This window comes from Microcoleus sp. Z1_B2 (assembly GCF_036700325.1).
Taxonomy (GTDB): Bacteria; Cyanobacteriota; Cyanobacteriia; order Cyanobacteriales; family Microcoleaceae; genus Microcoleus.
The window spans coordinates 1-24385 of record NZ_JAUBOQ010000037.1 but is presented as its reverse complement, the minus strand read 5'-3'; the positions used below and the strand labels follow the sequence as shown (position 1 = coordinate 24385).

The window sequence follows — 24385 nt, the reverse complement described above, 5'->3', positions numbered from 1 at the left end:
GATACAAAAATCATCGCAGAAACCCGGTTTTTTGGACTTGGGGCAGGGGTTCAGAAACCGGGTTTCTTCCTAAATCTTGGTGAGGATACAAAAATCATCGCAGAAACCCGGTTTTTTGGACTTGGGGCAGGGGTTCAGAAACCGGGTTTCTTCCTAAATCTGGGTGAGGATACAAAAATCATCGCAGAAACCCGGTTTCTTGGACTTGGGGCGGGGGTTCAGAAATTAGATATTTTCAGATTACACAGAATCCCAAACAATCAACTGAATCGGCGTAGGATTGTAAGCATTGCAAGGATTGTTCATTTGCGGGCAGTTAGAAATAGCAACAAGCGCGTTCATTTCGGCTCGCAAATCAACTGTACTTCCCGGATCGGAGATGCCGTCAACAATTTCAAGCGTGCCATCTTCGCTAACCGGAACATTCATAAAAAAGTTGATATTGCTGACTAAATCTCGCTTACCCAAACCGTAGGGAAGAATTGCGGCAAGGAAATTTTCAACACAGGCGTGCTGGTATTTTTTATCTAGTCCAAACCGCACCGAATTGCTCTCGCAGCTACAGGCGCCGCCGGAGGTATCGTGGCGCCCGCAGGAGTCAGCAATTATGGTCATCATGGCTCGCCCTTCGTTGGAAATGAGTTGGCTGTTTGTAGTGACAAAGATGTTGCCTTGATTGACGATCGTATCGGGGGCGCTGTAGCGTTCGGAAGGGTCATCGGCATTGTAAACTAAAAAATCTACTGCTTGATTTCCGCCTAAATCTACAATACGAAGAATCTGTCCTTTTTTGATGACACGAGACCAGGGATGTCTGGCGGGTAAAACTTCGTTATAAATTGCAGTTTTTGGATCGAGAAGTTGTTGGGTAGTTGCAGTCATGGTTCACTTTTTGTGATGGAATAGCAGAATTTTTTACCGCCGATTGGTGCGGACAAGATTGAGTGCTGGAATCGGGTTTATTGCACGAACAAAGCATCGGTGTTGATGAAGCCGCGCACTGCTTCCGGGTTGGCGGTGCGGCACAAGTCGTCTGGTGCGGGTGCGGGGGATTTCACAATCTGAATTTGGATGGGTTTTGGATCGTAAATTGAACCCGGATGCAGGATGTGGGGACAGTTAGAGATAATTGTCAATACGTTCATTTCGGCTCGCAAATCGATAAAACTACCGGGTTTCTCGCAGCCTTCGCGATACTCCATCGTGCCGTCTGGTTTGACGGCAATGCGAGTAAATAAGTTGAGGTTGGGCATGATATCTTTTTTGCCCAATCCCCACCGAGTTAGGGCTTTGAGGAAGTTGTCGCGGGAGTTTTTCCAGTCTCCTTCGCCGTATTTTTTGGCATTGCTAATGGCGTTGCTGCATCCTCCTAGCAAATCGTGACAGCCGGAGGTGTCTTGGGTGATGGAAAATAGGATGCGCCCCATGTCTGTGTAAAGCACCATGCCTTGTTTGAGAAAGGCGTTGAATTGAATTTTGGCTGTGTCTGCTGCGTTGAAACGTTCGATCGCATTGTCGGCGTTGTAGCACAGCATGGAAACGCCGCGAGAGCCTTCTAAATCGGTGATTCGCAGGGTGTTTCCCCGCTTGATGACTCCCGACCAGTACGCGCCGCCCGGTACGGTTTCTTCGATTAATACGAGGCTTGAATCAATTTGTGAGTTTTTGTCGATCGATGATAGTTGCACCATAAGTTCCTCTTGATGTATTTGGGTAGGTCAGCGAAACAAAATAATAGTATTTTGTAGTGGCAAAACTCACTTTCTCCCAAAGTAATATTTATCTCCACTGATATCTTGCACTATTTTTAAGAACAGGCAAGATGCCTGTTCCACAAGAAAATTTAGTCTTTGTGGAACAGGCATCTTGCCTGTTCCTAAAAGTGCAACTGCAAACCTATTTCTATTTAAGCAGCCATTGCAACTGCTTCCTGTCCGTGTTTCCGCATCAAATCCATGAGTTCGTCGCGGTAATCGTGGAATTTGGCGTGGCGTTTAACGCTGGGAGTGCGATCGGGCAAATTAATCGACATTTCCTTTCTCACTGTACCGGGACGAGCGCCCAAAGCATAAATCCGATTGGAAAGAAACACCGCTTCTTCGACATCGTGGGTAATCATAAAGATTGTAATCTGAGTGCGGCGCCACAAATCGAGCATGAATTCGTGCATCGATTCTTTAGTGTGGATATCCAATGCGCCGAAAGGTTCATCCATTAATAACACTTTAGGTTCAGAAGCGAGGGCGCGGGCGATCGCCACCCGCTGTTTCATCCCCCCCGACAATTCCTTCGGCAGCGACGAAGCAAACTGCGTCAATCCTACCACATTCAAATAATAGCTAGCTTGTTCGCGCCGCTTTTTCTTGGAAACGCCTTGAAGTTTAAGGCCAAACTCAGCATTTTCCTGCACGTTCATCCAAGGATAAAGAGTGTAATGCTGAAATACCATACCTCGATCGGGCCCAGGCGAAACAACTTCTTTCCCATCAATTTTCACTTCCCCTGTTGTCGGCTTGTCCAATCCCGCAATCTGCCTCAACAGAGTAGATTTGCCAGAACCGGATGCGCCTACCGCGCAGATAAATTCGCCTTGCTTGATGGTCATATTGATGTCCTTGAGGACAACTAATTTACCCTTTTTTGTTTCAAAGTTTTTGTGCAGGTTGTTGATTTGTAGAAACATGAGTTTATCCTCTGTATTGTAAGTAAAAAAATGACACCATTCTGCTTTTTAACCTCTGCAGGACTTACGCACTCCGACAAAGAAACCGGGTTTTTTACCTAATATGCGGGCTGCAAGCTGTGTATTTTCGTAAAAAAAACCCGGTTTCTGAGCCCCATGCGTAAGTCCCGATCTGCTTACTGTTTCTGACTTGACCATTTACAAGAAACCCGCAGCAGATATTGAAAAAGCAAGTCAAAAGTCAGTCCGATCGCCCCAATGACAATCAGCCCCACAAAAATTTCATCGGTTCGGAGAAATCGACCTGCGACGCTGATCCGGCGGCCCAAGCCTTCGGTTGCCGCAATCAATTCCGAGACGATTACCAATTGCCAAGCCGCAGCCAAGTTGATGCGGCTAGCATCAAGAATTCCCGGCAAAACGTGGGGAAAAATAACTTGAGTGAGGATTTCCCAGCGATTCCCGCCCAACATATAAGTAGATTCTATCAAGTCTTTGGGAACAAACTTGACTGTATCCATCACCATCAGCGAATTGAAGAAAAATACGCCGATAAATATCAGCATTATTTTGGGTTCTTCGCCGATTCCCAAGTAGAGAATTAGCAGGGGAATGAACGCTGGTGCGGGCATATATCGCATCAAGCCGAACATGGGTTCTAGCAAGGCGCGAATACTGGCAAAACTGCCCATCAGCACACCAATTGGTATGGAAAAAACCAAGGCGAACAGAAAGCCCACTCCCACCCGCCACAAACTCGCTACCGTGTCTTTCAAAAGTTCGCGAGTGTTCCACAGCCTACCAAATGCCTCTAAAACTTTGCCGGGGGAAGGCAAAAATTTGGGGTCTACATCGGCGAAGGTTGTTACTAGCCACCACAGCAGCAGCGGCAGTGCGATCGATGTCACCGTTAACCCAATATTGAGGGGTTGTGGTATCTCTTCCGCAATCCGCCAGAAAACGGTGGGATTTAGGCTTTTTTGCTTGAGGTGGGATTGGATCGATCGAGGATCGGGATTTGGTGGCATGATTTAATTGCGGAATGATTGAGCGAGTAATTTTAGTAGCTTTTTGGTATAAATAATAAGGTGGAAACTTTGTTGTGTCTGCAAAATCGTAAATTTTGCCTCCTAGCTTTTACCTTCGGCATAAGCTTTGATAAAGCGATCGTCAAATAATGTACTGATATCTGGTTGGGTTTTTGCTAAATTTACATCTACAAGAAATTTAGTCATTTCGGCCGCCGCAAACTGCAATGATGTCATGTCATTTCCCGGTTGAAAGGCTTTCAAGTTTTCCTCTATCGTAAATATCTGAGTGCCGTTTTCATATTCTTTATATTCCTCAACGCTAACTCCGGCGCGGTTGGCGAGAATCTCGTAAGATTTCTCTTTATTGGCTTTCATGTATTCCAATGTTGCAAACCATGAATTGACCAGGGCTTGCACTCGATCGGGGTGTTCGCCGATAAACTTTCGGGTGAATACCAAGTGGTCAGAAATCGCCCCCGGAAAATCTTTGGAACTAAACAGTTCCTTGCTGTTCGATCGTTTTAATGCCTGGGTGGTAAACGGCGCAAATACTGCCACCGCATCGACTTGTCCTCCGACGAAAGCCGCCGCAGCTTTGCCGGTTTCCAGCGGTACAAATTGAATATCTTGCACTGATAAACCTGCTTTTCTCAGCCCTAACAGCAATAGAAAGTGATCGACAGTACCCTCCTCTGCGGCAACTTTTTTGCCTTTTAAATCGGCAACGGAATTGATGCCTTCGGCGACAATCACTTTGTCATTTCCTGTCGAGTTGTCGTTGACTAAAACAATTACTTGGTCGGCGCCGCCTGATATAGAGTTTACTGTATCGCCGAGGGTTTGGCTGTTAGCATCTATCTGTCCTGCTGTGAGGGTGCTGATCGATTCTAAGTAGCCGTCAAACCATTTTAAGTCTACAGCAACATTGTTAGCTTCAAATATCTTTTGTTCTTTGGCAATTTGCCAAGGAAACCAGCCGGGCCACGCGCTGAATCCGAGGCGAACTGCGTTAGCACTTACTGAAGAAGCTGCTTCACTTTCTGTCGTGGTTTTGATATAAATTGCCGGGTTGACGCAGCCGACAGCAAAAAACAAGGTGATGAAAAATATGGCGCAGTAGGACAAGGGCGATCGCGTTATTTTTGGGGAGCAATATCGGATATTCATAGCATATTCTGGTTGCTGGTTAGAGGTGAATATGTCGATCGAGCTTTTGCACCTTCTTTGGCTTCCTTAGCTGCCGCAAACCCCCCTGATATACAAGGATAAAGCCCGAGAGCTAACGAACCGAGTCTTGCTGACCGATCGCGTTTCTCCCGGGCTTTTATCCCGCCGTGTAACTGGCTAGTGTTTCCCTAAAATTAAAATATTGGGGCAACCAGTCTGCTTCTCTCGGACCAGCACTTGAACTTTCTAAACAGAGTTAGAAACTGATTCAAATCGGAACCCTAGAAGCTGTTAAATTTTTTCGGTTTTTGTCTGTATACAGCACTTTTCAGGTAAGGTACCTAGCCCTTGTAGGGACACTCCAAAAGCCAATTGATTTCAACTTTCCACGTTAAACCCCTAGTCCGACAGGGGTTTCAACCCCTGTCTCAAAGCTAAAGTCCTCTGAAGAGGACTAATAAAAATTTTAAACTCATTAGTCCTCTTCAGAGGACTTTAACTATTAGACAGGGAATTCATTCCCTGGCGGACTCAGGGATTTATCCTAGACTGTTGATTGCTGCAATTCACTTACTTTTTTTAAAGATAAGCATACTGTAGCGTGCAATCTTACGAGATTGCTACGTTTCAAACCCTAACAGCAAACTTGATGCGAAAATGTGTAAAATGTTACAAAAAACCGTTTTTCTCGAAGTAAAATTAAAATTTTTGGAAGATTAAACCGGGCAATGAGATGGGGCGATTGTCGATCGCGAAGTTTATCTGCACAAAAAGACGAAACCAGCAAGGTCATGGTTGAAGATTTCTTGAGAAATACTTCGAGTCCTAGACTGGATGCGAGTACGATCGACAATGCGGTAAACTAACATTCTATTTGTTGTAATAACGATCGCCTAACACAGCCTGTGAAGTCAAATCCGTTAGCATTGGAATTATTCATCTCTCTGGGATCTCCCTCTGCGTTCTCTGCGTTCTCTGCGGTTAAATCATCCTCATATAACCAGAAATGATATGAAGTCAAATCTTCAATCTAAAATCTAAAATCTAAAATCTAAAATCGACTGACCGTGCACTATGGAAAAATTTAACTACAGCAACAGTCTCGACATTCATTCGCTGCTCGATCGCTACCGCACCGGCTCGATCGCGCCTGCAGATGCGATCGCCAGCGTGTACGATCGGATCGAACGCTATGCAGATCCGGCAGTATGGATTTATTTAGCACCGCTGGCGAAAACCCTCGAACGCGCCAAAGCCTTGGAAAACCTAGATCCGCAGCAGCTACCACTCTACGGAATACCTTTTGCGATCAAAGATAATCTCGATTGGGCGGGCGTTCCCACTACGGCGGGATGTCCTGCGTTTGCTCGCACTCCAGCGCGATCGTCCGCAGTCGTAGAGCGTTTGTGCGCGGCAGGTGCGATCGCGATCGGCAAAACAAACATGGATCAATTTGCCACAGGATTAGTGGGAACCCGCACGCCCTATGGAGTTTGTCGCAATCCGTTCGATCGGCGCTACATTCCGGGCGGATCGAGTTCCGGTTCCGCAGCAGCAGTCTCCGCCGGATTGGTGAGTTTTGCTCTGGGTACCGATACCGCAGGCTCAGGGCGGGTTCCCGCTGCTTTTACCAACATTGTCGGGCTGAAGCCAAGTTGCGGATCGATCAGCACTCGCGGCCTACTGCCGGCGGTGCGATCGCTCGATTGCGTTTCTGTGTTCGCTCTCACCTGTGCGGATGCAGCCTCCGTGCTGCAAGTAGCCAGCGGTTTTGACGCTGAGGATGCGTTTTCTCGTCGCCCTGAAACGAAAGTTTTGCCGGATTTATCCCGCTTACGGGTGGGAGTTCCCGGAGACGGCGAACTCGAATTTTTCGGGAATGCAGAAGCCGAACAGCGCTACCGGGAGGATCTCGCGCGCTTGCAATCATTGGGCTGCACGATCGCACCTATAGACTTCAAACCCTTTGCGGATGCTGCCGAACTGCTCTACGGCGGGCCTTGGGTAGCAGAAAGGTTGGCCGCGATCGGCGATTTCCTCGACGCGCACCCAGATGCGATCGATCCGATCGTCTACCAAATTATCAGCGGCGGCAAACGCTACGATGCCGTCGCAGCCTACCGCGCGTCGTACCGGTTGGCCGAGCTCCGCAAGCAGGCAGAAATTCAGTGGGAGTCAATGGATGTGTTGGCGGTTCCCACGACAGGTACGATTTATACTGTGGCAGAAGTTGCAGCCGAGCCGATCGCGCTCAACACCAATCTCGGCCGCTACACGAACTTTGCGAACTTGCTCGATTTGTGCGCGATCGCAGTTCCCAGCGGGTTTCAAAGCAGCGGATTGCCCGCAGGATTGACACTGATGGCTCCTGCGTGGCACGATTTATCGCTCTGCCGCCTGGGATCTGCTTTCCACGCTAGCTTGGGGGGAACTTTGGGCGCAACCGGTCTGCCGCTGCCAACCGTCCCGGAACCCGCCAGCGCAGCAAAATCTTCTTCAGAAGAACGAGTCAAAATAGCCGTGGTTGGCGCTCATTTGAGCGGTGAGCCGCTGAATTATCAACTAATCGAGCTCGGAGGCATTTTGGTTCGCGCCTGCCGTACCAGCCCGATTTACAAGCTGTACGCTTTGACGGGTACTGCTCTGGGCAAGCCGGGATTGGTGCGTCAGATAGAGGGCGGTAGCGCGATCGAGGTGGAAGTTTGGGAGTTGTCGATCGCGGCTTTCGGCGGATTTGTCGCTAAAATCCCCCCGCCCTTGGGAATTGGTACGCTGGTGTTGGAGGACGGCTCCACGGTGCAGGGCTTTTTGTGCGAACCTTATGCTGTGGCGGATGCGATCGATATTTCTCATCTCGGCGGTTGGCGAGCTTATAACTTCCGGTTTTAAGTTAAGTTAGAATTGCAAATTTCTACCCATCTTCAGAATCATGCCATCAGCAGTGCCACTTGTACCAATTCCCGTCACAACCCCAACCCCCACCGGCGGCGGTACCCGTCCCGGAGGGGCCGCTGGTGGCACTCGCGGCACCAGCGGCCCCGACTCCCTCAGAGGTAGTGCGGGCGCTAACTTGATATTTGGTTTGGGTGGCCCTGACAGCATTTTCGGCTTAGGCGGAGACGATTCCCTCTACGGCGGCGACGGCGATGACTCACTGCTGGGGGACGTTGGCGATGATTTGCTGTTCGGCGGTGCGGGCCGCGACAGCGTTTTGGGCGGCGCCGGCGACGATACTTTCTACGGCGGCAAAGGTTCTGACTCAATGCTGGGCGACGTTGGCAATGATTTGCTGTTTGGCAACCAAGACACCGATACTTTGTTGGGAGGCGCGGGCGATGACTCGCTTTTTGGGGGTGCCGGCGATGACTCGCTGTTTGGTGGCATCGGCAATGACTGTTTATCGGGCGATCGTGGCCGAGATACTTTAACTGGCGGCACCGGAAACGATACTTTTGCGATCGGGCGTTTGGCAGACGGGGATGTGATTACAGATTTTACTGATGGTACGGATCGAATTCGCTTGACTGCCGGCCTTACTTTTGGCGAAATCACCATTTCCGCTGGGGCAGGAACTTCGCCCAGTACAATTATTCAGCTTACAAGCACCAAGGAAACTCTGGCTACTTTATTCGGAGTTGCCCGCACTTCTATCAGTCAGGCCGACTTTATTCTTTAATTGGGAATGGGGAATTGAGAATTGATAATTGGGCTGGCGGGTACTTTGTAGTTTTAAGTTTTCAATGTTTAACTTGTTAACTAAAAACCGCTTTTGCGTTGCAAGTAACGTTAGCTTTCGCGATGCGAAAAAAAGCAAACTCAAAACTTTTCATCTTCCATCTTCCCTCTTCCTGACATCCGTTATATCCGTTACATCCGTTACAAAATCCGTTGCCGAACTTCCTAATGACTACTGACGGTTTTCTCAATCTCAACAAACCTGCGGGCATGACATCTCACGACTGCGTGGGGCGAGTGCGCCGGCTATTGAAACTCAAGCGAGTCGGACACGGAGGAACCCTCGATCCTGCTGTGACTGGCGTTTTGCCGATCGCCCTGGGCAAAGCAACCAGACTGCTGCAATATCTCCAACACAATAAAGCTTACCGAGGCACGATTCGGTTTGGCTTAACTACTGCTACTGACGATTTAGAAGGAGAAATTATCCATTCTCGACCGGTGCCAGAGTTGAGTTTGGAACAAGTCCAAGCTGCACTCCCAAATTTCCTAGGAAAAATCGATCAATTTCCGCCGAGTTTTAGTGCGGTTCAGGTGGGAGGAAAACGCCTTTATGAGTTAGCTAGAAAAGGCGAAACTGTGGAAGTTGCTGCTAGGAAGGTCGAGGTTTTTCGGCTGGAAATCTTGGATTGGCGGCCGGGGGATTTTCCTGAATTGGATTTGTCGATCGCCTGCGGGGCGGGTACTTACATTCGGGCGATCGCACGGGATTTGGGTGCACTGTTGAATACAGGCGGTACTTTGGCTTGTTTGACTCGCACCGAAAGTAGCGGTTTCTCGATCGACCAAAGTCTGAGTTTTGAAGAATTAGAACTGCAATTGCAGGAGAATAAATTTTGCCCGATTTTGCCATCGGCGGTTTTGGGACATTTAGGTGCGATCGTCCTTTCCCCTGAATATACCAAACGCTGGTTTCAAGGACAGCGCCTCCCGATTCCCGAAACGTCGATCGATCCCTATGAGGAAAGTAGCAACCATCCCCCCCACAACCCAATACCCGAACATCCCTATCCCTTGCAGGTGTACGATCGAGACGGTAATTTTTTAGGTATCGGTCAAGTAGCCAACTCAGAGACAAGTACCATATTATCTCCTCAAATTGTGCTTTAAGTATCTAAAATAATAATGAAAAAAGGTATAATTGGTACAGAAAAAGTTGGCGGAACTCTAACCGCTGGGAATGCTCTCGATGCACCTAGCTTACAGCGGTACCGGACGAGATTGGCCTATTAATCTAATCAATCGCTGAGGTAAAAATTGTGAAAATATTGCTGGTCGGATTAATCCGAGGCTACAAAATGGGAATTTCTCCTTACCTGCCTAACGCCTGTAGATTTCAGCCCACTTGTTCGCAATACGCGATCGAAGCAATAGAAAGATTTGGGCCGGCCCGTGGCAGCTCAATGGCAGTTAAGCGGATTTTGCGCTGTCATCCTTTTCATCCAGGGGGTTACGATCCAGTACCTCCTGCAGATAGCGAAGGCAATTAGTTATTAGTTAGAATCCCGATTTTAGTGATTAGTTAATAGGGCAAATAGCCGTTACATCCTCATGGCTAAAACTCCTGGGGGGAATCAGTCCCTAAGAGGGTTAAATTCTCACAATTAGTGGTGTTTTTTAACCCAAATTCAGTAAAATTACTGTTATCTTTCAAAACTCAGCAGCTATATAATGGTACAAACAGAGTACAGGGGATGCGAGTTGATATGTCTGCTACCGCAATCGGATACAAAATGTTGTCCCATACTCTGGCTGTACTCAGCCAGAAACAAGCAACGGGGAAACTGGTGTTAGAGCAAGGGGAACAACAGTGGCAACTTTACTTTTTTCAGGGTAGTTTGGTGTATGCCACGGGAGGATCGCACAGAGCGAGACGCTGGTACAGGGCGATCGGGCAACACTGTCGAAACTTTCAAGTGGATCTCAGAGACCTCAATGCTGGAGAACTGTGGGAATATCAACTGCTTCAGCGAGGGATAGCAGCCAGCGAAATGAGTCTGGAACAAGCTAGGGCGATCGTCCACACCAGCCTTTCGGAAGTGTTATTTGCTCTGATCGGTCAATCGGGTTTGCGCCGGGAGTGGCGTCCCTCCCAGAAATATTTTTCTACCATTACCTCTTCTTTGCTGCTGTCTTTAACAGAAGTAGAAAAAATTCTGTGTTGTACAGAAGAAATTTGGCAAAAGTGGAAAGCAATGGGTTTGTGGCTTGTAGATCCAGAACAAGCACCGCTTTTAAAACCGTCGGCCCAGTTGCAGCAAAATCGATTTAGTTCTAATTCTTTGATCGCTTTGGGTAACGTATTCAACGGCGAGAATACTCTTTGGGATATTGCATTTAAGAAAAAGCAGTGCGTGACAGTGGCAACTCGCGCTTTAGTTAATTACATCAAGCAGGGTTTAGTAAATTTCCGAACAGTACCAGACTTGCCGTCGCCTATAGAACAGTGGCGCCTGGCGGCGGCGATCGCAGGGCCGGGTCGCCCTTTGATTGCCTGTATCGATGACAGTCCGACAGTATGCGAATTTTTAGAGCAAATTTTATTGCCGGAAGGGTATCGAGTCCTAAAAATTCAAGATCCCATGCAGGGAGTGGGCCTCCTCGCCAAACAAAAGCCTGCTTTAATTTTTATGGACGTGGTGATGCCGAAGACAAGTGGCTTTGCTTTGTGCAATTTTTTGCGAAAGACACCCGCTTTTCGGGAAACTCCGATCGTGTTTTTGACCAGTCAAGACAGTATAATTGACCGCACGCGAGCGAAATTGACAGGTGCTTCCGATTTTTTGAGGAAGCCAGCCAATCCCGAACAGGTTTTGCAAATAGTTGACAAGTATTTGAAGGTAAAAGGCGATCGCTACCATTCAGCTATTCGCCCCCATGATTTACTGAACTCGCACCAACTTACCTTGGCAAATTCTTGAACCAAAATTAATGAACACAATAACCCCTTGCTGGGTGCGTCAGGAACTGACGCACCCTACACTCATTGTAAAATAAAGACGCAATCGAATTTAAGATAATTAATTATGAGTAATGTTACGATCGATCGCACCCCGCAGGTAAGCGTAGTAATTCCGGCTTACAACTGTGCTGCTTACGTCGGCCAAGCCGTAGATAGCGTTCTGCACCAAACCTATACTAACTGGGAAATTATTGTCATAGACGACGGTTCCAAAGATGACACTAGATTAGTTTTAGAGAAATATGGCGATCGAATTCGCTACATTTACCAACAAAATCGAGGAGTTTCGATTGCCAGAAATCACGGCATCGAGCTAGCGCGAGGAGAATTTATCGCCTTTCTCGATGCTGACGACTACTTTTTTCCCGACAAATTAGCAGCACAAATGGCTGTATTTGCAGCGAAACCACATCTAGGAATAGTTCACAGCGGCTGGCGTCTAGTTAATAGTATAGGCGAACCGCTAAAAGATGTCAAACCCTGGCAAAATGTCCCTAAATTAGACTTAGAAATGTGGCTGCGGTGGAAACCAGTATTACCCAGCGCGATGGTATTTCGCCGTCACTGGTTAGAGCGCGCCGGCGGATTTGATCCTCGATTTCCCCCGGCGGAAGATACAGATTTAGTGCTGCGTTTAGCCTTAATGGGATGCGAAGCAGAGTGGTTGCAGCAAGTAACTGTTTGCTACCGCCAGCACGAACAAAGCGCCATGTACAAAGGTTTACCGCAGGCTAAATCCCTCGCCGCAGTCATGGACAATTTTTTTGCCCGCCCCGAATTGCCGGATAAAATACGTTTGTTGGAAAAGCAAATCAAGTACAGTACCTTAGTTTGGATTGCTTGGTATTTGTACCGCACCGGTCATTCTGTTGAGATGGTAGAGTTTTTGCAGCGTTCTTGGAATTATACGCCTTATTTGCCTGTGGAAACGGTAATTAATTGGGCGGAAGCTTTCGCCGAGTTTTCGCAGGATGCGGGAAATGAATTCGATGCAGATTTGTTAGCTCAATCTCCAGAGTGGGAGCAGTTAATGCAGTGGATTATTCTCGGTACGCCAGCTTGATTGAAAGCTTTTCCATTGCACTGATATCGTTTACGGTTGCATAGGAATTATTTAACCGCAGAGAGCGCAGAGGACACAGAGGAAGAGAAGAGAGGTTTTTCGCATTTCTGGCTATGTAAAATCTGCATAAACTTTATTAGGCTTCAGTTTGAGTTTCTGCTTCAGTAAAAATTGGCGGCCACAGTTCAGCAATTGGCAATTCCCAACCCGGAAAAAGTTCGGTAACAGTCAAAATATCTTGATTTCCTAACACAATTGGTTCACCTTCCTGACGATAAACTGTTACAGTTTCTTCATCTGGATCGATCAAAATTCCTACTTGCGCTCCGAGTTCTAGGAGATTATGAATCTTTTTTTCTAGCGGTTTAATGCGATCGCTCTGTGATTTAATTTCTACTACCAAGTCTGGGACTAATTCTCCGAAATAACGGGGACTTTGCCTGAGACGTGCGGCTCGGACAAAAGAAACATCAGGTGCTGTAAGGTTAGCATCAGGTAAGATAAAGCCGCCTGCGGAGTCAAAAACTCGACCCAAACGGCGGGGATTCACCCAAACGAAGAGAAAGGCACTCAACCGAATGCCAATTTCACTAGATACAATGTCTGACGGGCCCACAATGATAATCCTCCCGCTTTCTAGTTCAACTTGGTAGTCTTGACCGGCTTCTTTGAAGGTTTTTTGGACTTTTTCTAAGTCTTTGAGTGTCATCATACGATTTTAGATTTTAGATTTTAGATTTTAAGTTTTAAATTTTAGATTTTAAATTTTATAATTATCTGCAACTGACGCACTATAAATCATATTGGTTATTGCTTATTGTGTCAGGTGCGTCAATCTATTTTAGATTTTAGAATTGAAGAATTATCTGCAACTGACCAAGAATTTCTTGATGGTACCCGCCACGTGATTTATCCGTGGAATCAATCCAAAATCGCAAATCGCAAATCCTCAAGCCCCCGCATTTATCCGTGGGGTCGCCTCTAAAATCTAAAATCTAAAATCTAAAATCGATTGACGCACCCTACAGGTTGGTTATTCCTTAGCAGAAAAGGAGTTGCCACAGCTACAGCTTTGAGCGGCATTGGGATTGTGAAATCGGAAACCTCCGCCCATCAAGTCTTCTGAATAATCCAAGGTGAGCTCATTGAGATATTTTAAGTGCTGGGGGTCGATCGCAACGGAAATTCCCTCCGACTCGCATACAGCGTCTTCTGGGGCTGGCGCATCGTCAAATGCCATTGTATAAGACAAACCGGAGCAGCCGCTCGATTCCACGCCCAGACGAAATAAAGCATTGGGGTTCGGATGCTTCGACTTGAGGCGCGTTACTTCGGTTGCTGCTGTTTTGCTCAGATGAATCATTATCAGTAATTGGTAATTGGTAATTGGTAATTGGGAAGTAATGTTGAGTTTTGAAAATCTAGAGTGTGCCTAGGCGTGTACCTTACCCGGAGAATGTAAGGTGCGCCGGGCCGCGCACCTTATGCCTATATTTTTAGCAACTTTAGTTACTTAGCCTTTTCATTACGAGCATAATCGTCTTGAAAGCGGATAATATCATCTTCTCCGAGATATTCGCCATTCTGCACCTCAATTAAAACCAGGGGGATAACTCCCGGATTTTCCAGGCGGTGAGAAGTGCACTGAGGAACGTAGGTAGACTGATTTGTAAACAGAACTTGTTCAGTTTCGCCACAAGTAACTTTTGCAGTACCAGAAACCACAATCCAGTGTTCGCTGCGGTGGTGGTGCATTTGCAGGCTGAGGCGGTGTCCGGGCTTAACTTCGATCCGCTTAATTTTATATCCTGGACCTTCTTCTAGAGTCGTAAATGAGCCCCAAGGCCGCAATTCTGTAGCGGCTATTCCGTTGGGTGCTGCAGGTGCGTGCAGGGTAGATACTTGAGAAATTTCTTGAATCTGAACCATGATTTTCACTCCTTGAGGATTGCTTGCTGAATCCTTTGGTAAACGACGTTGTTTTTTGAGATTAACTAATCTATAGTTAAAACCGAAGCCCACCTGCGGGGACTGGTTAGCCGACTGTAGAGTTTTGCAAGAGTTGTGCTCAGCCCGATCGACCTGCCTTAACAACCATAGCAAAACCAACATAGCTGTTGTCACCTATTATTAGATCGATCGCCCCAATCTACATCAAATCTTCATAGAAAGGGCGCTGGTTCTTGAATATTGATTAAAGGTGAATCCTAATCCAGCTCTTGAGACTGCTGTTGCAAAACTTCTAGCATCTCGCTAGAGACCCTCTGAGATGAAACCTGGTTGAATAGTTAGACTTGAATAAGTTTGGCTAAGTTCTGTGAAGCAGTGATAAGTGAACCGAACGTCGTAGAGTTTTTTCAATTCTGCAACCAGGGTGGGAGAAAGCGGGCGAAAGCTATCTAACCACGCTTTGAGTCGATCGACTTTTTGCAATTTTTCAGAAAGGTTCAGCGCGGATGAGAAGGCAAAATGCTGGTGGAGAATGTCACCCCGACGCTGAGGATACAGTCGCACTAACAACGCCCTAAAGTTATTATAGGGTTGATGGGCGATCGAGGATTGAGTGGTTGAAAAAAACTGCATAGGGAATCGGTATATTTGTCGGGAGATTATGGCGACCCGACTTTTGTGGCTAATGCTAATACTTCTCTAAGGTCGATTATAATCTGCTGGGGTAGTTGTTGAGCAATCAGCTTGTTTTCACTGTGGTGGACGAATTACCCGAATCAATTTACCTGTGAGATTTTCGACAGTAGAAATAGCTTCATTAATCAGTGTAGCTTGTCTCTCAATATTCAAATCTTCTTTGCAAATAATGATACCTTTATGATCTGGTTGCAAACGGTGTAGGTGTCTAAAATCATCCCAATTACGCGTCAAAACAGCTCGATTGTGGTTAATAGTAAAAGCTAACACATCTTCATCAGGAATCCCCAGTCCAGCATTTCCAGCTTCCTGCACTGTCAAAACATCGTGACCACAAATTCGCAGTAATTCCACGATTACCAGTGGAAAATTTTCATCTGCATAAAGACGCACCATTTGTTAATCTTCCTCATTTCTAGCGATGGCTGCTTCAATTTCCTCTGGGTGTGCCTCAGCATAAGCCCAAGCATTTGCCAAATCTGCTGCACTCAAATGAGGAAAGTCTTGCAAAATTCGCACATCACTTGCACCCAGAAGGCGATAATTTACCATCGACCAAATAGGTATGCGAGTCTTCGCAATTCTAGCATCGCCGCCACACACGCCGGGAGTTTTTTCAATTCCTTGCCAGGTATTGCTTAAACTTTGAGCTAATAGCTGTATTGCCTGAGTTTTTTCACTGGGAGTTAAGGCTAAGAGTTGTTTTTCTAATTCTTTCAGTGTCATTTTTTACAATCTCAATCATTATTACTCATCTCTCTCTTCTCTTCCTCTGCGCTCTCTGCGCTCTCTGCGGTAAAAAAAAATGCCAATATCAATTTATCATCTAATTACCAACAAACTGTCTTTCAGCCTCTTCCAGCAACCCAATAGCTTGCCCTTTAGTCACAGTTGGAAATCCATCCAAAAAATCATCAATTGATTCTCCTGCTTTCAGATAATCCAGAAGTGTTTGTACTGGAACTCTAGTAAAAGCAAAGACTGGGGTGCCGCCCATAATCTCAGGAGACGCGCTAATAATTGAAGAGTGTTTAAGCATAAATATTTAGATTTTCGGGTTCCATAGTTAACTCATCGGCTGTAACTATTTTTTCACGCTAGCTCGATCGCCTCAGCTTTGATTTTTTCGTGCATCTACCCAATGCAGTAGATCCACCTATAATAAATGATACTAGATCGATCGGCATCCCACCATCTACTCTAGATCAACATCTTTTCACCACTTTGAGAGACACATCAAAATGAACAGCAACGGACTGCCACAAAAACAAGGCTTGTACGATCCGCAGTTCGAGCACGACGCTTGCGGAGTCGGATTCATCGTACACATGAAGGGTAACAAATCCCACGAAATAGTCGAGCAGGCACTAACAATCCTGCTGAACCTCGACCACCGAGGCGCGTGCGGCTGCGAACCCAACACCGGAGACGGGGCGGGGATTTTGATGCAGGTGCCCCACAAGTTTCTCAAGAAAGTAACGGCGGCCCTAAACATCGAACTTCCCGAAGCCGGCGAGTACGGCGTTGGCGCGATTTACTCGTCGCCAAATCGAACTGAACGGGAAAACGGCAAACGCATTTTTGAGGAAATCGCCGCAGAAGAAGGCCAGGAAGTGCTGGGCTGGCGCGATGTGCCCACGGACAACTCGTCCCTCGGCGACACCGCCAAATCTAGCGAACCCTTCATGCAGCAAGTGTTCCTCCGGCGCGCCGCAGGTATTGACGAGGCGGCTTTCGAGCGGAAACTGTACGTCATCCGCAAACGGGCTCACAACGCCATCCGCAGAACTAACACAGACCCCTACTGGTACAATTCCACTCTCTCGTGCCGGACGATCGTCTACAAGGGTATGTTAATGCCGGTGCAAGTCGGCGATTACTATCCCGAACTGCACGACCCAGACATGGAAAGCGCTCTAGCCCTAGTTCACTCGCGCTTCAGCACCAATACTTTTCCGAGTTGGGAACGATCGCACCCTTACCGCTACATCGCCCACAACGGCGAAATTAACACAATGCGTGGCAACATTAACTGGATGCACGCGCGGCAATCGCTGTTCGAGTCGGAACTATTCGGCGATGACTTAAAGAAAATCCCCAATTTAATCAATATCGAAGGCAGCGACTCGACGATTTTTGACAATGCTTTGGAATTGCTGACTTTGGCCGGGCGTTCTTTGCCGCACGCTGTCATGATGATGATTCCCGAACCTTGGACAGCCCACGAGTCCATGAGTGACGAGAAAAAAGCTTTCTACGAATACCATTCTTGCTTGATGGAACCTTGGGACGGCCCAGCTTCGATCGCATTTACCGATGGTACATCGATCGGGGCCGTGCTCGATCGCAACGGTTTGCGCCCTTCCCGCTACTGCGTTACCAAAGACGACTTGGTAATTATGGCATCGGAAGCCGGAGTTTTGCCGATCGCCCCTGAACGAATTGTATCAAAAGGTCGCTTGCAACCGGGGCGGATGTTCCTGGTAAATACCGAGGAAGGCCGCATCGTCTCTGACGAGGAAATTAAAACCAAAATCGCCACAGAACACCCGTACCGCCAGTGGATCGACCAGCACATGGTCGAAATCGCCAAACTGAAAGATGCGCCGGCATTGGCAGAATCTCATCCCGAAACATTATTGCAGCGCCAAATGGCCTTTGGCTACACCTTTGAAGAACTGCGGTTGCTGTTAGCACCGATGGCAAAAGATGGCGTGGAAGCTGTCGGCGCGATGGGTGCGGATACGCCGCTGGCGGTGCTTTCCAATCGGCCAAAATTGCTTTACGAATACTTCCAGCAGTTGTTTGCTCAAGTTACCAATCCGCCGATCGATTCTATCCGCGAAGAAATTGTAACTTCTGCCGAAACTACGATCGGCGCTGAACGCAATTTGCTCAAACCAGAACCCGAAAGCTGTCATTTAATTGAACTGAAAACGCCAATTCTCAGCAATGAAGAATTAGCTAAGCTCCAACACGTAAATGAGGGCAATTTCAAGTCCGTCACCGTGCCGATTTTGTTTGACCCCAAAAGCGGCGTAAAAGGTCTAGAACAAGCCTTAGAAGAGGTTTTTGCAGCAGCAGACAGCGCGATCGCCTCCGGGGTGAATATCCTCATTCTGAGCGATCGGGGTATCAGTCCAGACAAAGCCCCAATTCCGGCGCTGCTGGCAGTTGCGGGCCTGCACCACCACTTGATCCGTAAAGGTACGCGCACGCGGGCGGGACTCGTGCTCGAATCCGGCGAACCGCGCGAAGTGCACCACTTTGCGACACTTATTGGATATGGTTGCGGCGCGATTAATCCGTATTTGGCCTTTGAGACGATCGCCGATTCGATCCGCGAAGGATTGCTGCTAAATGTCGAGTACAAAACAGCTTGCAAAAACTACATCAAAGCCGCAACAAAAGGTGTGACGAAAGTTGCCTCGAAAATTGGGATTTCTACAATTCAAAGTTATCGCGGCGCGCAGATTTTTGAGGCGATCGGCTTAAACAAATCCGTAGTCGATAAATACTTTGCTTGGACAGCCTCCCGGATTGAAGGCGTAGACCTCGAAGTCATCGCCCAAGAAGCTATTTTGCGCCATACCCACGCATTCCCAGACCGCCCAGCCAGCGGACATACTCTCGATGTCGGCGGCGAATATCAGTGGCGGAAAGAAGGCGAGGCGCACTTGTTTAGTCCGCAGACAATTCACGCGCTGCAAAAGTCGGTGCGCGAGGGCAGTTATACGCTTTTCAAACAGTATTCTGGGCTGGTAAACGAACAAAACCAGCAGCATTTTACCTTGCGCGGTTTGTTGCAATTCAAACAGCGGGAATCGATACCCATTGAGGAAGTTGAGCCGATCGAATCTATTCTCAAACGCTTTAAAACTGGGGCGATGAGTTACGGTTCGATTTCTAAAGAAGCCCACGAATCTCTGGCGATCGCGATGAACCGCATTGGTGGCAAATCGAACACCGGTGAAGGCGGCGAAGATCCCGATCGCTACACTTGGACGAACGATCGCGGCGACTCGAAAAACAGCGCGATCAAACAAGTTGCTTCCGGGCGTTTCGGCGTTACCAGCTTGTACCTTTCCCAAGCGCGGGAACTGCAAATCAAGATGGCGCAAGGCGCGAAACCCGGTGAAGGCGGACAGTTGCCCGGTAAAAAAGTATACCCGTGGATTGCGAAGGTGCGGAACTCGACTCCGGGTGTGGGTTTGATTTCGCCTCCTCCTCACCACGACATTTATTCGATCGAAGATTTGGCCGAATTGATTCACGACTTGAAAAATTCCAACCGGGAAGCGCGGATTAGCGTCAAACTCGTGTCGGAAGTGGGAGTCGGGACGATCGCGGCCGGGGTTGCGAAAGCCCACGCCGATGTCGTGTTGATTTCCGGCTACGACGGCGGAACCGGCGCTTCGCCGCAAACTTCGATCAAACACGCGGGATTACCTTGGGAATTGGGACTGGCTGAAACTCACCAAACTTTGGTACTCAACAATCTCCGCAGCCGGATTGTCGTGGAAACTGACGGTCAAATGAAAACCGGCCGCGATGTAGTAATTGCTGCCTTGCTTGGCGCTGAGGAATTCGGTTTTGCTACCGCGCCGCTGGTGACATTGGGCTGCATCATGATGCGCGTTTGCCACCTGAACACTTGCCCCGTGGGCGTGGCAACGCAAGACCCACTGCTGCGGAAAAACTTTACCGGCGACCCCGATCACACGGTAAACTTTATGACTTTCATCGCGCAGGAAGTCCGGGAAATTATGGCGCAGTTGGGCTTCCGCACGTTGAATGAAATGGTTGGCCGCACTGATGTTTTGGAACCTCAGCAAGCGGTGGAACACTGGAAGGCTAAGGGTTTGGATTTCTCGAAAATCCTTTATCAGCCGGAAGTTGGCGCGGATGTCGGGCGCTATTGTCAGATGGCGCAGGATCACGGTTTGGAAAAGTCCCTCGACATGACTGTGTTGTTGGATTTGTGCAAAGGTGCGATCGAAAATGGCGAAAAAGTCCACGCCAAACTGCCGATTACCAATGTCAACCGCGTTGTCGGCACAATTCTCGGCAACGAAATCACCAAGCGCAACTGGGAAGGTTTGCCGGATGACACGGTGCACCTGCACTTCCAAGGCAGCGCTGGGCAAAGCTTTGGCGCATTCGTGCCCAAGGGAGTCACCCTGGAACTCGAAGGCGAAGCTAACGACTATTTGGGCAAGGGGCTCAGCGGCGGCAAGATTATCCTGTATCCGTCGCACGCTTCCACCTTTGTCGCGGAAGAAAACGTGATTGTCGGTAACGTAGTGCTTTACGGCGCGACTGCTGGTGAGGTTTTCATCCGAGGGATGGCGGGCGAACGTTTTGCGGTGCGTAACTCCGGCGTTAACGCAGTAGTTGAAGGTGTGGGCGATCACGGTTGCGAGTACATGACTGGTGGCAAAGTTGTAGTTTTGGGCGAAACCGGGCGCAATTTTGCAGCGGGTATGAGTGGCGGCGTCGCTTACATTTTGGATGAAGCGGGGGATTTTGCTACTCGCTGCAATATGTCGATGGTGGATTTGGAAAAATTGGAGGATGTTGAGGAAATTAGCGATTTGCGGCAGTTAATTCAGACTCACTTTGATTTAACTGGAAGTGCGAAAGCATCGAAGGTTTTGGCAAATTGGGATTCGATGGTGCCGGTGTTTGTGAAGGTGATGCCGAGGGATTACAAGCGGGTGTTGCAGGCTATTGAAAGGGCGATCGCATCGGGTTTAAGCGGTGATGATGCGCTGACGGCTGCGTTTGAAGAAAATGCTCGCGATGTCGCCCGGATTGGCGGCAGCTAGTAAATCCAAGAAACCGGGTTTTTGCGATAATTTCTGCATCATCGCCGAGATTTTAGGAAGAAACCCGGTTTCTGACTCCCGCGCACAGAGCCCAAATCCCAGAAACCGGGTTTTTGCGATAATTTTGGTATCTCACGCCCGATTTAGGAAGAAACCCGGTTTCTGACTCCCGCGCACAGAGCCCAAATCCCAGAAACCGGGTTTCTGCGATAATTTTGGCATCTCACGCCGGATTTAGGAAGAAACCCGGTTTCTGAGTCGCACACGTACCATCCGATCTGCCAAATGCCACGTCGCCAAGTTATCTTGCAAGCGGGTAATTACTACCATATTTATAACCGAGGCAATAACCGTCAGCTTATCTTTTTTGAGCGAGAAAACTATATTTATTTTTTACGCCAATTAAGAAACCATCTGATTAATCATGGTGTCGATATTATTGCGTATTGTTTGATGCCAAACCACTATCATTTATTAGTTTACTTGAAAACCGATCGTTTTTCCAAGCTGATGCAGGCGTTTACTCTGTCTTATGTTAAGGCTATCAGTAAACGCTATCAAAGGGTGGGTTCATTGTTTCAGGGACGATTTCAGGCGATTCATGTAGAGACAGAAGAGTATTTATTACACTTAACTCGCTATATTCACTTAAACCCAGTCTCTGCTAATATAGTTGAAAAAGCCGAGAATTGGGAGTTTTCTAGCTATCAAGAATATATTGATTTGCGCCAGGGAAATTTACCTAAAATAGATGGAGTGCGAGCGAAATTTCAGTCAGCAGATGCTTATCGTTACTTTTTAGAAGATTCAACTAGCGATCGATTAATCCAGCATTTAACCTTTGAAGAATAGAAAGAAACCAAGAAACCGGGTTTCCGCCCCCAATCCCAGAAACCGGGTTTCTGCCATAATTTAAGCATCCTCACCGAAATTTGGTGAAGAAACCCGGTTTCTGACTCCCCGCGCACAGAGCCCAAATCCCAGAAACCGGGTTTCTGCGATAATTTTGGCATTCTCACCGAGATGTTGTAAGAAACCGGGTTTCTGACTCCATATCTCACGATCCATTGAGTTCTTTGATATCCTTGGAAACACTGTTATTTACAGAAAAAAAAGTAGACTATGAAAGCGATCGAAACCACTGGAACAATTGACGATCGAGGGATGCTGTGTATAGATAGACCCCTTACCCTTGTCAACCACAGACACGTTCGGATTATTGTCTTAGTGCCGGAAGACACTGATATCGATCCAGATGATAACCCCACTGAAACTGTCCTCGAAGGGCTTCAGCAAGGCTTCCATGAGGCAATTACCGGACAAACTCTCCCTTTGTCCCAACTGTGGAATTGATATAAAATTAGGGAAATCAACAAGCAAAATGATTCAATCCATACCGAAAATATCCATCAAACCTGGATACCGTCCCCAGTCAGATGATAAAACTCCTGAAGCTGATGCAATTGATTTTTACCTACTGCGACAACTCACCAATTCCCAACGGTGGCAAATGGGGGCAAAATTAAATCGTTGGGCAAAAACTGTTAGCTTGCGCGGGATGAAAAAAGCTTGTCCCTCAACCTACAAAGAGCGATTTGCTCGATCGATATTAGGTAGCAAGTGGTTGCCAATTTTAACCCCCACCAGTGAGCCCTCTATGTGGACGCAAGACCCCAGCGAAATTGCTAGACTGTTGCACCCAATTTTTGAAACATTAGGTGTCTCTTATTATATTACACGAGGCGTTGCCGCTTCTGTCTATGGCGACCCTAGAACAACACGCGATTTAGATTTAGTAATTGAATTGCTCCGGGACAATATTTTTCAATTAGTTGAAGCACTAGAAACGGCTGGTTTTTACTGCCCTCCGGGTTCGGTCAAAGATATTCAAGAGGGTAGAGGCATGGTGTTGAGCGTCACTCACATGACTTTAGTATTGAACGCTGATATTGTGCTGAATTCTAATACTGCATTCGATCGCTCAAAAATGGCAAGACGACGATTAGAAGCGCTTGACGAAGCTGGTGTAGAACAATTTTGGGTGGCTTCTCCTGAAGATATTGTGTTGGCCAAACTGCTCTGGCGGCAACAGTCTCAGTCTCAAAAACAATGGAATGATGTTTTGGGAATTCTGAAAGTCCAATCTGAGAATTTAGATCGGGGTTACTTAACAGGGTGGGCCCAACAATTGGGGTTGATTGATGATTTGAACCTAGCTTTTACTGAATCAGGGATTTGATGCGATCGCCCACAAGTGCAGACATACCTACAGTCATGATATTGTCCCAAGGATCTCGCCCCTAAAATATTTACAAAACTAAATCTGGTATGCGATCTATATCTAGCTGTTAGAATAGACAAACCTGAGCGTTAAAATCGCAAATGTATGACAGCGTTCCTACACACTATGCTATGGAATATCTAACTTTTAGGGAAGCCGATGGAGAGGACATACAGGCGATCGCCAATATTCACAATTCTCATGCGCGCGGTCAAAATACGTCGATCGAGCGCGGCTTTTTGCTAACACAAATTACTGAAGATGAGATTGTCCAAAGCTTAAATAATTCATGCAAATATTTTGTGTCAGCTAAAACCGATGGGGAAATTGTGGGATTTGTGGCTATATCACAACCCAAAATATCAGATGAAATCTTGGATAAAATTATCTGGAAAGATGAGGTTTTTAAGAAAAGAGTCACCAGCGATAGGCATTTTTATCTCGAAAGAGTAGCAACCAAGTTAGATTGGATGGGTAGAGGTGTGGCTCAATTTATGTATAACGAAATTTATCAAGTTTTTCCAACTTCATTGATTTCGCTGTTTATTGTTACCCAGCCAATAGCTAATACTCGTTCCCTAATGTTTCACCAAAAACAGGGATTTGAACAAATAGGAACTTTGCAAATTGACCGATTTCTAGATTTAGAAAATTATGAATGTATTGTGATGTTTAAAGAAACTTGAATTTATCATGAGTGAGTCTCCCACGAGAAGCCGACATCAATCCAGCCTAACAGGAATTACCAGAAGCGAGGGACTCGATATAACTTCCTTGGCTGCTGGGATACTTCGCCTCCCCGCAGGAAAAATATTTTTTCCCAAAACAAAAAGCGCCCCTATTTCTAGGAGCGCTTTTTGTTAATCAAAAGCTAAAACTTAGCCATTGATGGAAGGAGCAACCAAAGCTACAGGAGTGACTTCACTAGCAGCCAAGTCGAGTGGGAAGTTGTGAGCATTGCGCTCGTGCATTACTTCCATACCCAAGTT

Annotated in this window: 24 protein-coding genes, 1 pseudogene and 1 riboswitch; of the genes and pseudogenes, 12 read left to right on the top strand and 13 right to left on the bottom strand. The window is 47.3% G+C overall.

The features are described from left to right. Nucleotides 1-240 precede the first annotated feature (240 nt). The 5 genes from QT984_RS20825 to QT984_RS20805 form a co-directional block, all read right to left on the bottom strand. Nucleotides 241-882 (bottom strand): urea amidolyase associated protein UAAP2, encoded by a 642-nt coding sequence (locus tag QT984_RS20825; RefSeq protein ID WP_333055120.1) that lies wholly within the window; start codon nucleotides 880-882, stop codon nucleotides 241-243. Between the two features lie 77 nt (nucleotides 883-959). Further along, the gene (locus QT984_RS20820) at nucleotides 960-1691 is read right to left on the bottom strand and encodes an urea amidolyase associated protein UAAP1 (protein WP_333374823.1); all 732 of its coding nucleotides are present in this window, start codon (nucleotides 1689-1691) and stop codon (nucleotides 960-962) included. A 215-nt stretch (nucleotides 1692-1906) separates the two neighbouring features. Beyond that, nucleotides 1907-2683: an ABC transporter ATP-binding protein gene (locus QT984_RS20815; RefSeq protein ID WP_333055118.1), complete on the bottom strand. Its 777-nt coding sequence runs from the start codon at nucleotides 2681-2683 to the stop codon at nucleotides 1907-1909. A 176-nt stretch (nucleotides 2684-2859) separates the two neighbouring features. After that, on the bottom strand, nucleotides 2860-3711 hold the full coding sequence (locus QT984_RS20810; protein WP_333055117.1) for an ABC transporter permease: 852 nt from the start codon (nucleotides 3709-3711) through the stop codon (nucleotides 2860-2862). A gap of 102 nt (nucleotides 3712-3813) precedes the next feature. Next, nucleotides 3814-4881 carry an ABC transporter substrate-binding protein gene (locus tag QT984_RS20805; RefSeq protein ID WP_333374821.1) on the bottom strand — a complete coding sequence of 356 codons (1068 nt, stop codon included), beginning with the start codon at nucleotides 4879-4881 and terminating at the stop codon, nucleotides 3814-3816. A 144-nt stretch (nucleotides 4882-5025) separates the two neighbouring features. Then, a riboswitch (guanidine-I (ykkC/yxkD leader) is annotated at nucleotides 5026-5177 on the bottom strand. A gap of 432 nt (nucleotides 5178-5609) precedes the next feature. On the opposite strand from QT984_RS20805, the gene QT984_RS20800 reads away from it, so the two are divergent. The 7 genes from QT984_RS20800 (at nucleotide 5610) to QT984_RS20770 (ending at nucleotide 12641) form a co-directional block, all read left to right on the top strand. Then, on the top strand, nucleotides 5610-5747 hold the full coding sequence (locus QT984_RS20800) for a hypothetical protein (RefSeq protein ID WP_333055115.1): 138 nt from the start codon (nucleotides 5610-5612) through the stop codon (nucleotides 5745-5747). A 208-nt stretch (nucleotides 5748-5955) separates the two neighbouring features. Beyond that, nucleotides 5956-7770: an allophanate hydrolase gene (gene atzF, locus QT984_RS20795; RefSeq protein WP_333374818.1), complete on the top strand. Its 1815-nt coding sequence runs from the start codon at nucleotides 5956-5958 to the stop codon at nucleotides 7768-7770. Between the two features lie 40 nt (nucleotides 7771-7810). After that, entirely contained in the window at nucleotides 7811-8557 is a 747-nt protein-coding gene (locus QT984_RS20790; protein WP_333055113.1) for a calcium-binding protein, read from the top strand. Nucleotides 8558-8784: 227 nt separating this feature from the next. Further along, entirely contained in the window at nucleotides 8785-9726 is a 942-nt protein-coding gene (gene truB, locus QT984_RS20785; RefSeq protein WP_333055112.1) for a tRNA pseudouridine(55) synthase TruB, read from the top strand. Between the two features lie 149 nt (nucleotides 9727-9875). Then, a complete protein-coding gene (yidD, locus tag QT984_RS20780; RefSeq protein ID WP_333055111.1) occupies nucleotides 9876-10106 on the top strand; it encodes a membrane protein insertion efficiency factor YidD in 231 nt (76 codons plus the stop codon). A 243-nt stretch (nucleotides 10107-10349) separates the two neighbouring features. Then, a complete protein-coding gene (locus QT984_RS20775) occupies nucleotides 10350-11537 on the top strand; it encodes a response regulator (RefSeq protein WP_333374816.1) in 1188 nt (395 codons plus the stop codon). Between the two features lie 105 nt (nucleotides 11538-11642). Beyond that, nucleotides 11643-12641 (top strand): glycosyltransferase, encoded by a 999-nt coding sequence (locus QT984_RS20770; RefSeq protein ID WP_333055109.1) that lies wholly within the window; start codon nucleotides 11643-11645, stop codon nucleotides 12639-12641. 136 nt (nucleotides 12642-12777) lie between these two features. Here the strand turns inward: QT984_RS20770 and QT984_RS20765 are convergent, their stop codons facing one another. The 7 genes from QT984_RS20765 to QT984_RS20735 form a co-directional block, all read right to left on the bottom strand. Next, nucleotides 12778-13350: a Uma2 family endonuclease gene (locus tag QT984_RS20765; protein WP_333374871.1), complete on the bottom strand. Its 573-nt coding sequence runs from the start codon at nucleotides 13348-13350 to the stop codon at nucleotides 12778-12780. Between the two features lie 324 nt (nucleotides 13351-13674). Next, on the bottom strand, nucleotides 13675-14004 hold the full coding sequence (locus QT984_RS20760) for an iron-sulfur cluster assembly accessory protein (protein ID WP_333070615.1): 330 nt from the start codon (nucleotides 14002-14004) through the stop codon (nucleotides 13675-13677). A 146-nt stretch (nucleotides 14005-14150) separates the two neighbouring features. Then, nucleotides 14151-14570, bottom strand: coding sequence for a phosphomannose isomerase type II C-terminal cupin domain (locus QT984_RS20755; RefSeq protein ID WP_333296589.1), 420 nt, complete (start codon nucleotides 14568-14570; stop codon nucleotides 14151-14153). Nucleotides 14571-14894: 324 nt separating this feature from the next. After that, on the bottom strand, nucleotides 14895-15224 hold the full coding sequence (locus QT984_RS20750) for a hypothetical protein (RefSeq protein ID WP_333374814.1): 330 nt from the start codon (nucleotides 15222-15224) through the stop codon (nucleotides 14895-14897). 117 nt (nucleotides 15225-15341) lie between these two features. After that, nucleotides 15342-15683 carry a DUF5615 family PIN-like protein gene (locus QT984_RS20745; RefSeq protein ID WP_333374812.1) on the bottom strand — a complete coding sequence of 114 codons (342 nt, stop codon included), beginning with the start codon at nucleotides 15681-15683 and terminating at the stop codon, nucleotides 15342-15344. Between the two features lie 3 nt (nucleotides 15684-15686). Further along, the gene (locus tag QT984_RS20740) at nucleotides 15687-16013 is read right to left on the bottom strand and encodes a DUF433 domain-containing protein (protein WP_333146890.1); all 327 of its coding nucleotides are present in this window, start codon (nucleotides 16011-16013) and stop codon (nucleotides 15687-15689) included. A 100-nt stretch (nucleotides 16014-16113) separates the two neighbouring features. Next, nucleotides 16114-16326 (bottom strand): DUF433 domain-containing protein, encoded by a 213-nt coding sequence (locus tag QT984_RS20735; RefSeq protein WP_333246930.1) that lies wholly within the window; start codon nucleotides 16324-16326, stop codon nucleotides 16114-16116. A 202-nt stretch (nucleotides 16327-16528) separates the two neighbouring features. Here QT984_RS20735 and gltB point away from each other — a divergent pair, with 202 nt between their 5' ends. The 5 genes from gltB to QT984_RS20710 all read left to right on the top strand — a co-directional run bounded on the left by gltB (nucleotide 16529) and on the right by QT984_RS20710 (nucleotide 24082). Next, nucleotides 16529-21115, top strand: a complete 4587-nt coding sequence (gene gltB, locus QT984_RS20730) for a glutamate synthase large subunit (RefSeq protein WP_333374810.1) — start codon at nucleotides 16529-16531, stop codon at nucleotides 21113-21115. 285 nt (nucleotides 21116-21400) lie between these two features. Next, nucleotides 21401-21967, top strand: a complete 567-nt coding sequence (locus QT984_RS20725) for a transposase (RefSeq protein WP_333055105.1) — start codon at nucleotides 21401-21403, stop codon at nucleotides 21965-21967. 270 nt (nucleotides 21968-22237) lie between these two features. Then, on the top strand, nucleotides 22238-22468 hold the full coding sequence (locus QT984_RS20720) for a type II toxin-antitoxin system RelN family antitoxin (RefSeq protein ID WP_333055104.1): 231 nt from the start codon (nucleotides 22238-22240) through the stop codon (nucleotides 22466-22468). 28 nt (nucleotides 22469-22496) lie between these two features. Beyond that, nucleotides 22497-23354 carry a hypothetical protein gene (locus QT984_RS20715; protein WP_333055103.1) on the top strand — a complete coding sequence of 286 codons (858 nt, stop codon included), beginning with the start codon at nucleotides 22497-22499 and terminating at the stop codon, nucleotides 23352-23354. Nucleotides 23355-23527: 173 nt separating this feature from the next. Beyond that, nucleotides 23528-24082 (top strand): GNAT family N-acetyltransferase, encoded by a 555-nt coding sequence (locus tag QT984_RS20710; protein ID WP_333374808.1) that lies wholly within the window; start codon nucleotides 23528-23530, stop codon nucleotides 24080-24082. A 192-nt stretch (nucleotides 24083-24274) separates the two neighbouring features. Here the strand turns inward: QT984_RS20710 and QT984_RS20705 are convergent. Further along, nucleotides 24275-24385 (bottom strand): annotated as a pseudogene (locus QT984_RS20705) (photosystem II q(b) protein); the annotation flags it as partial.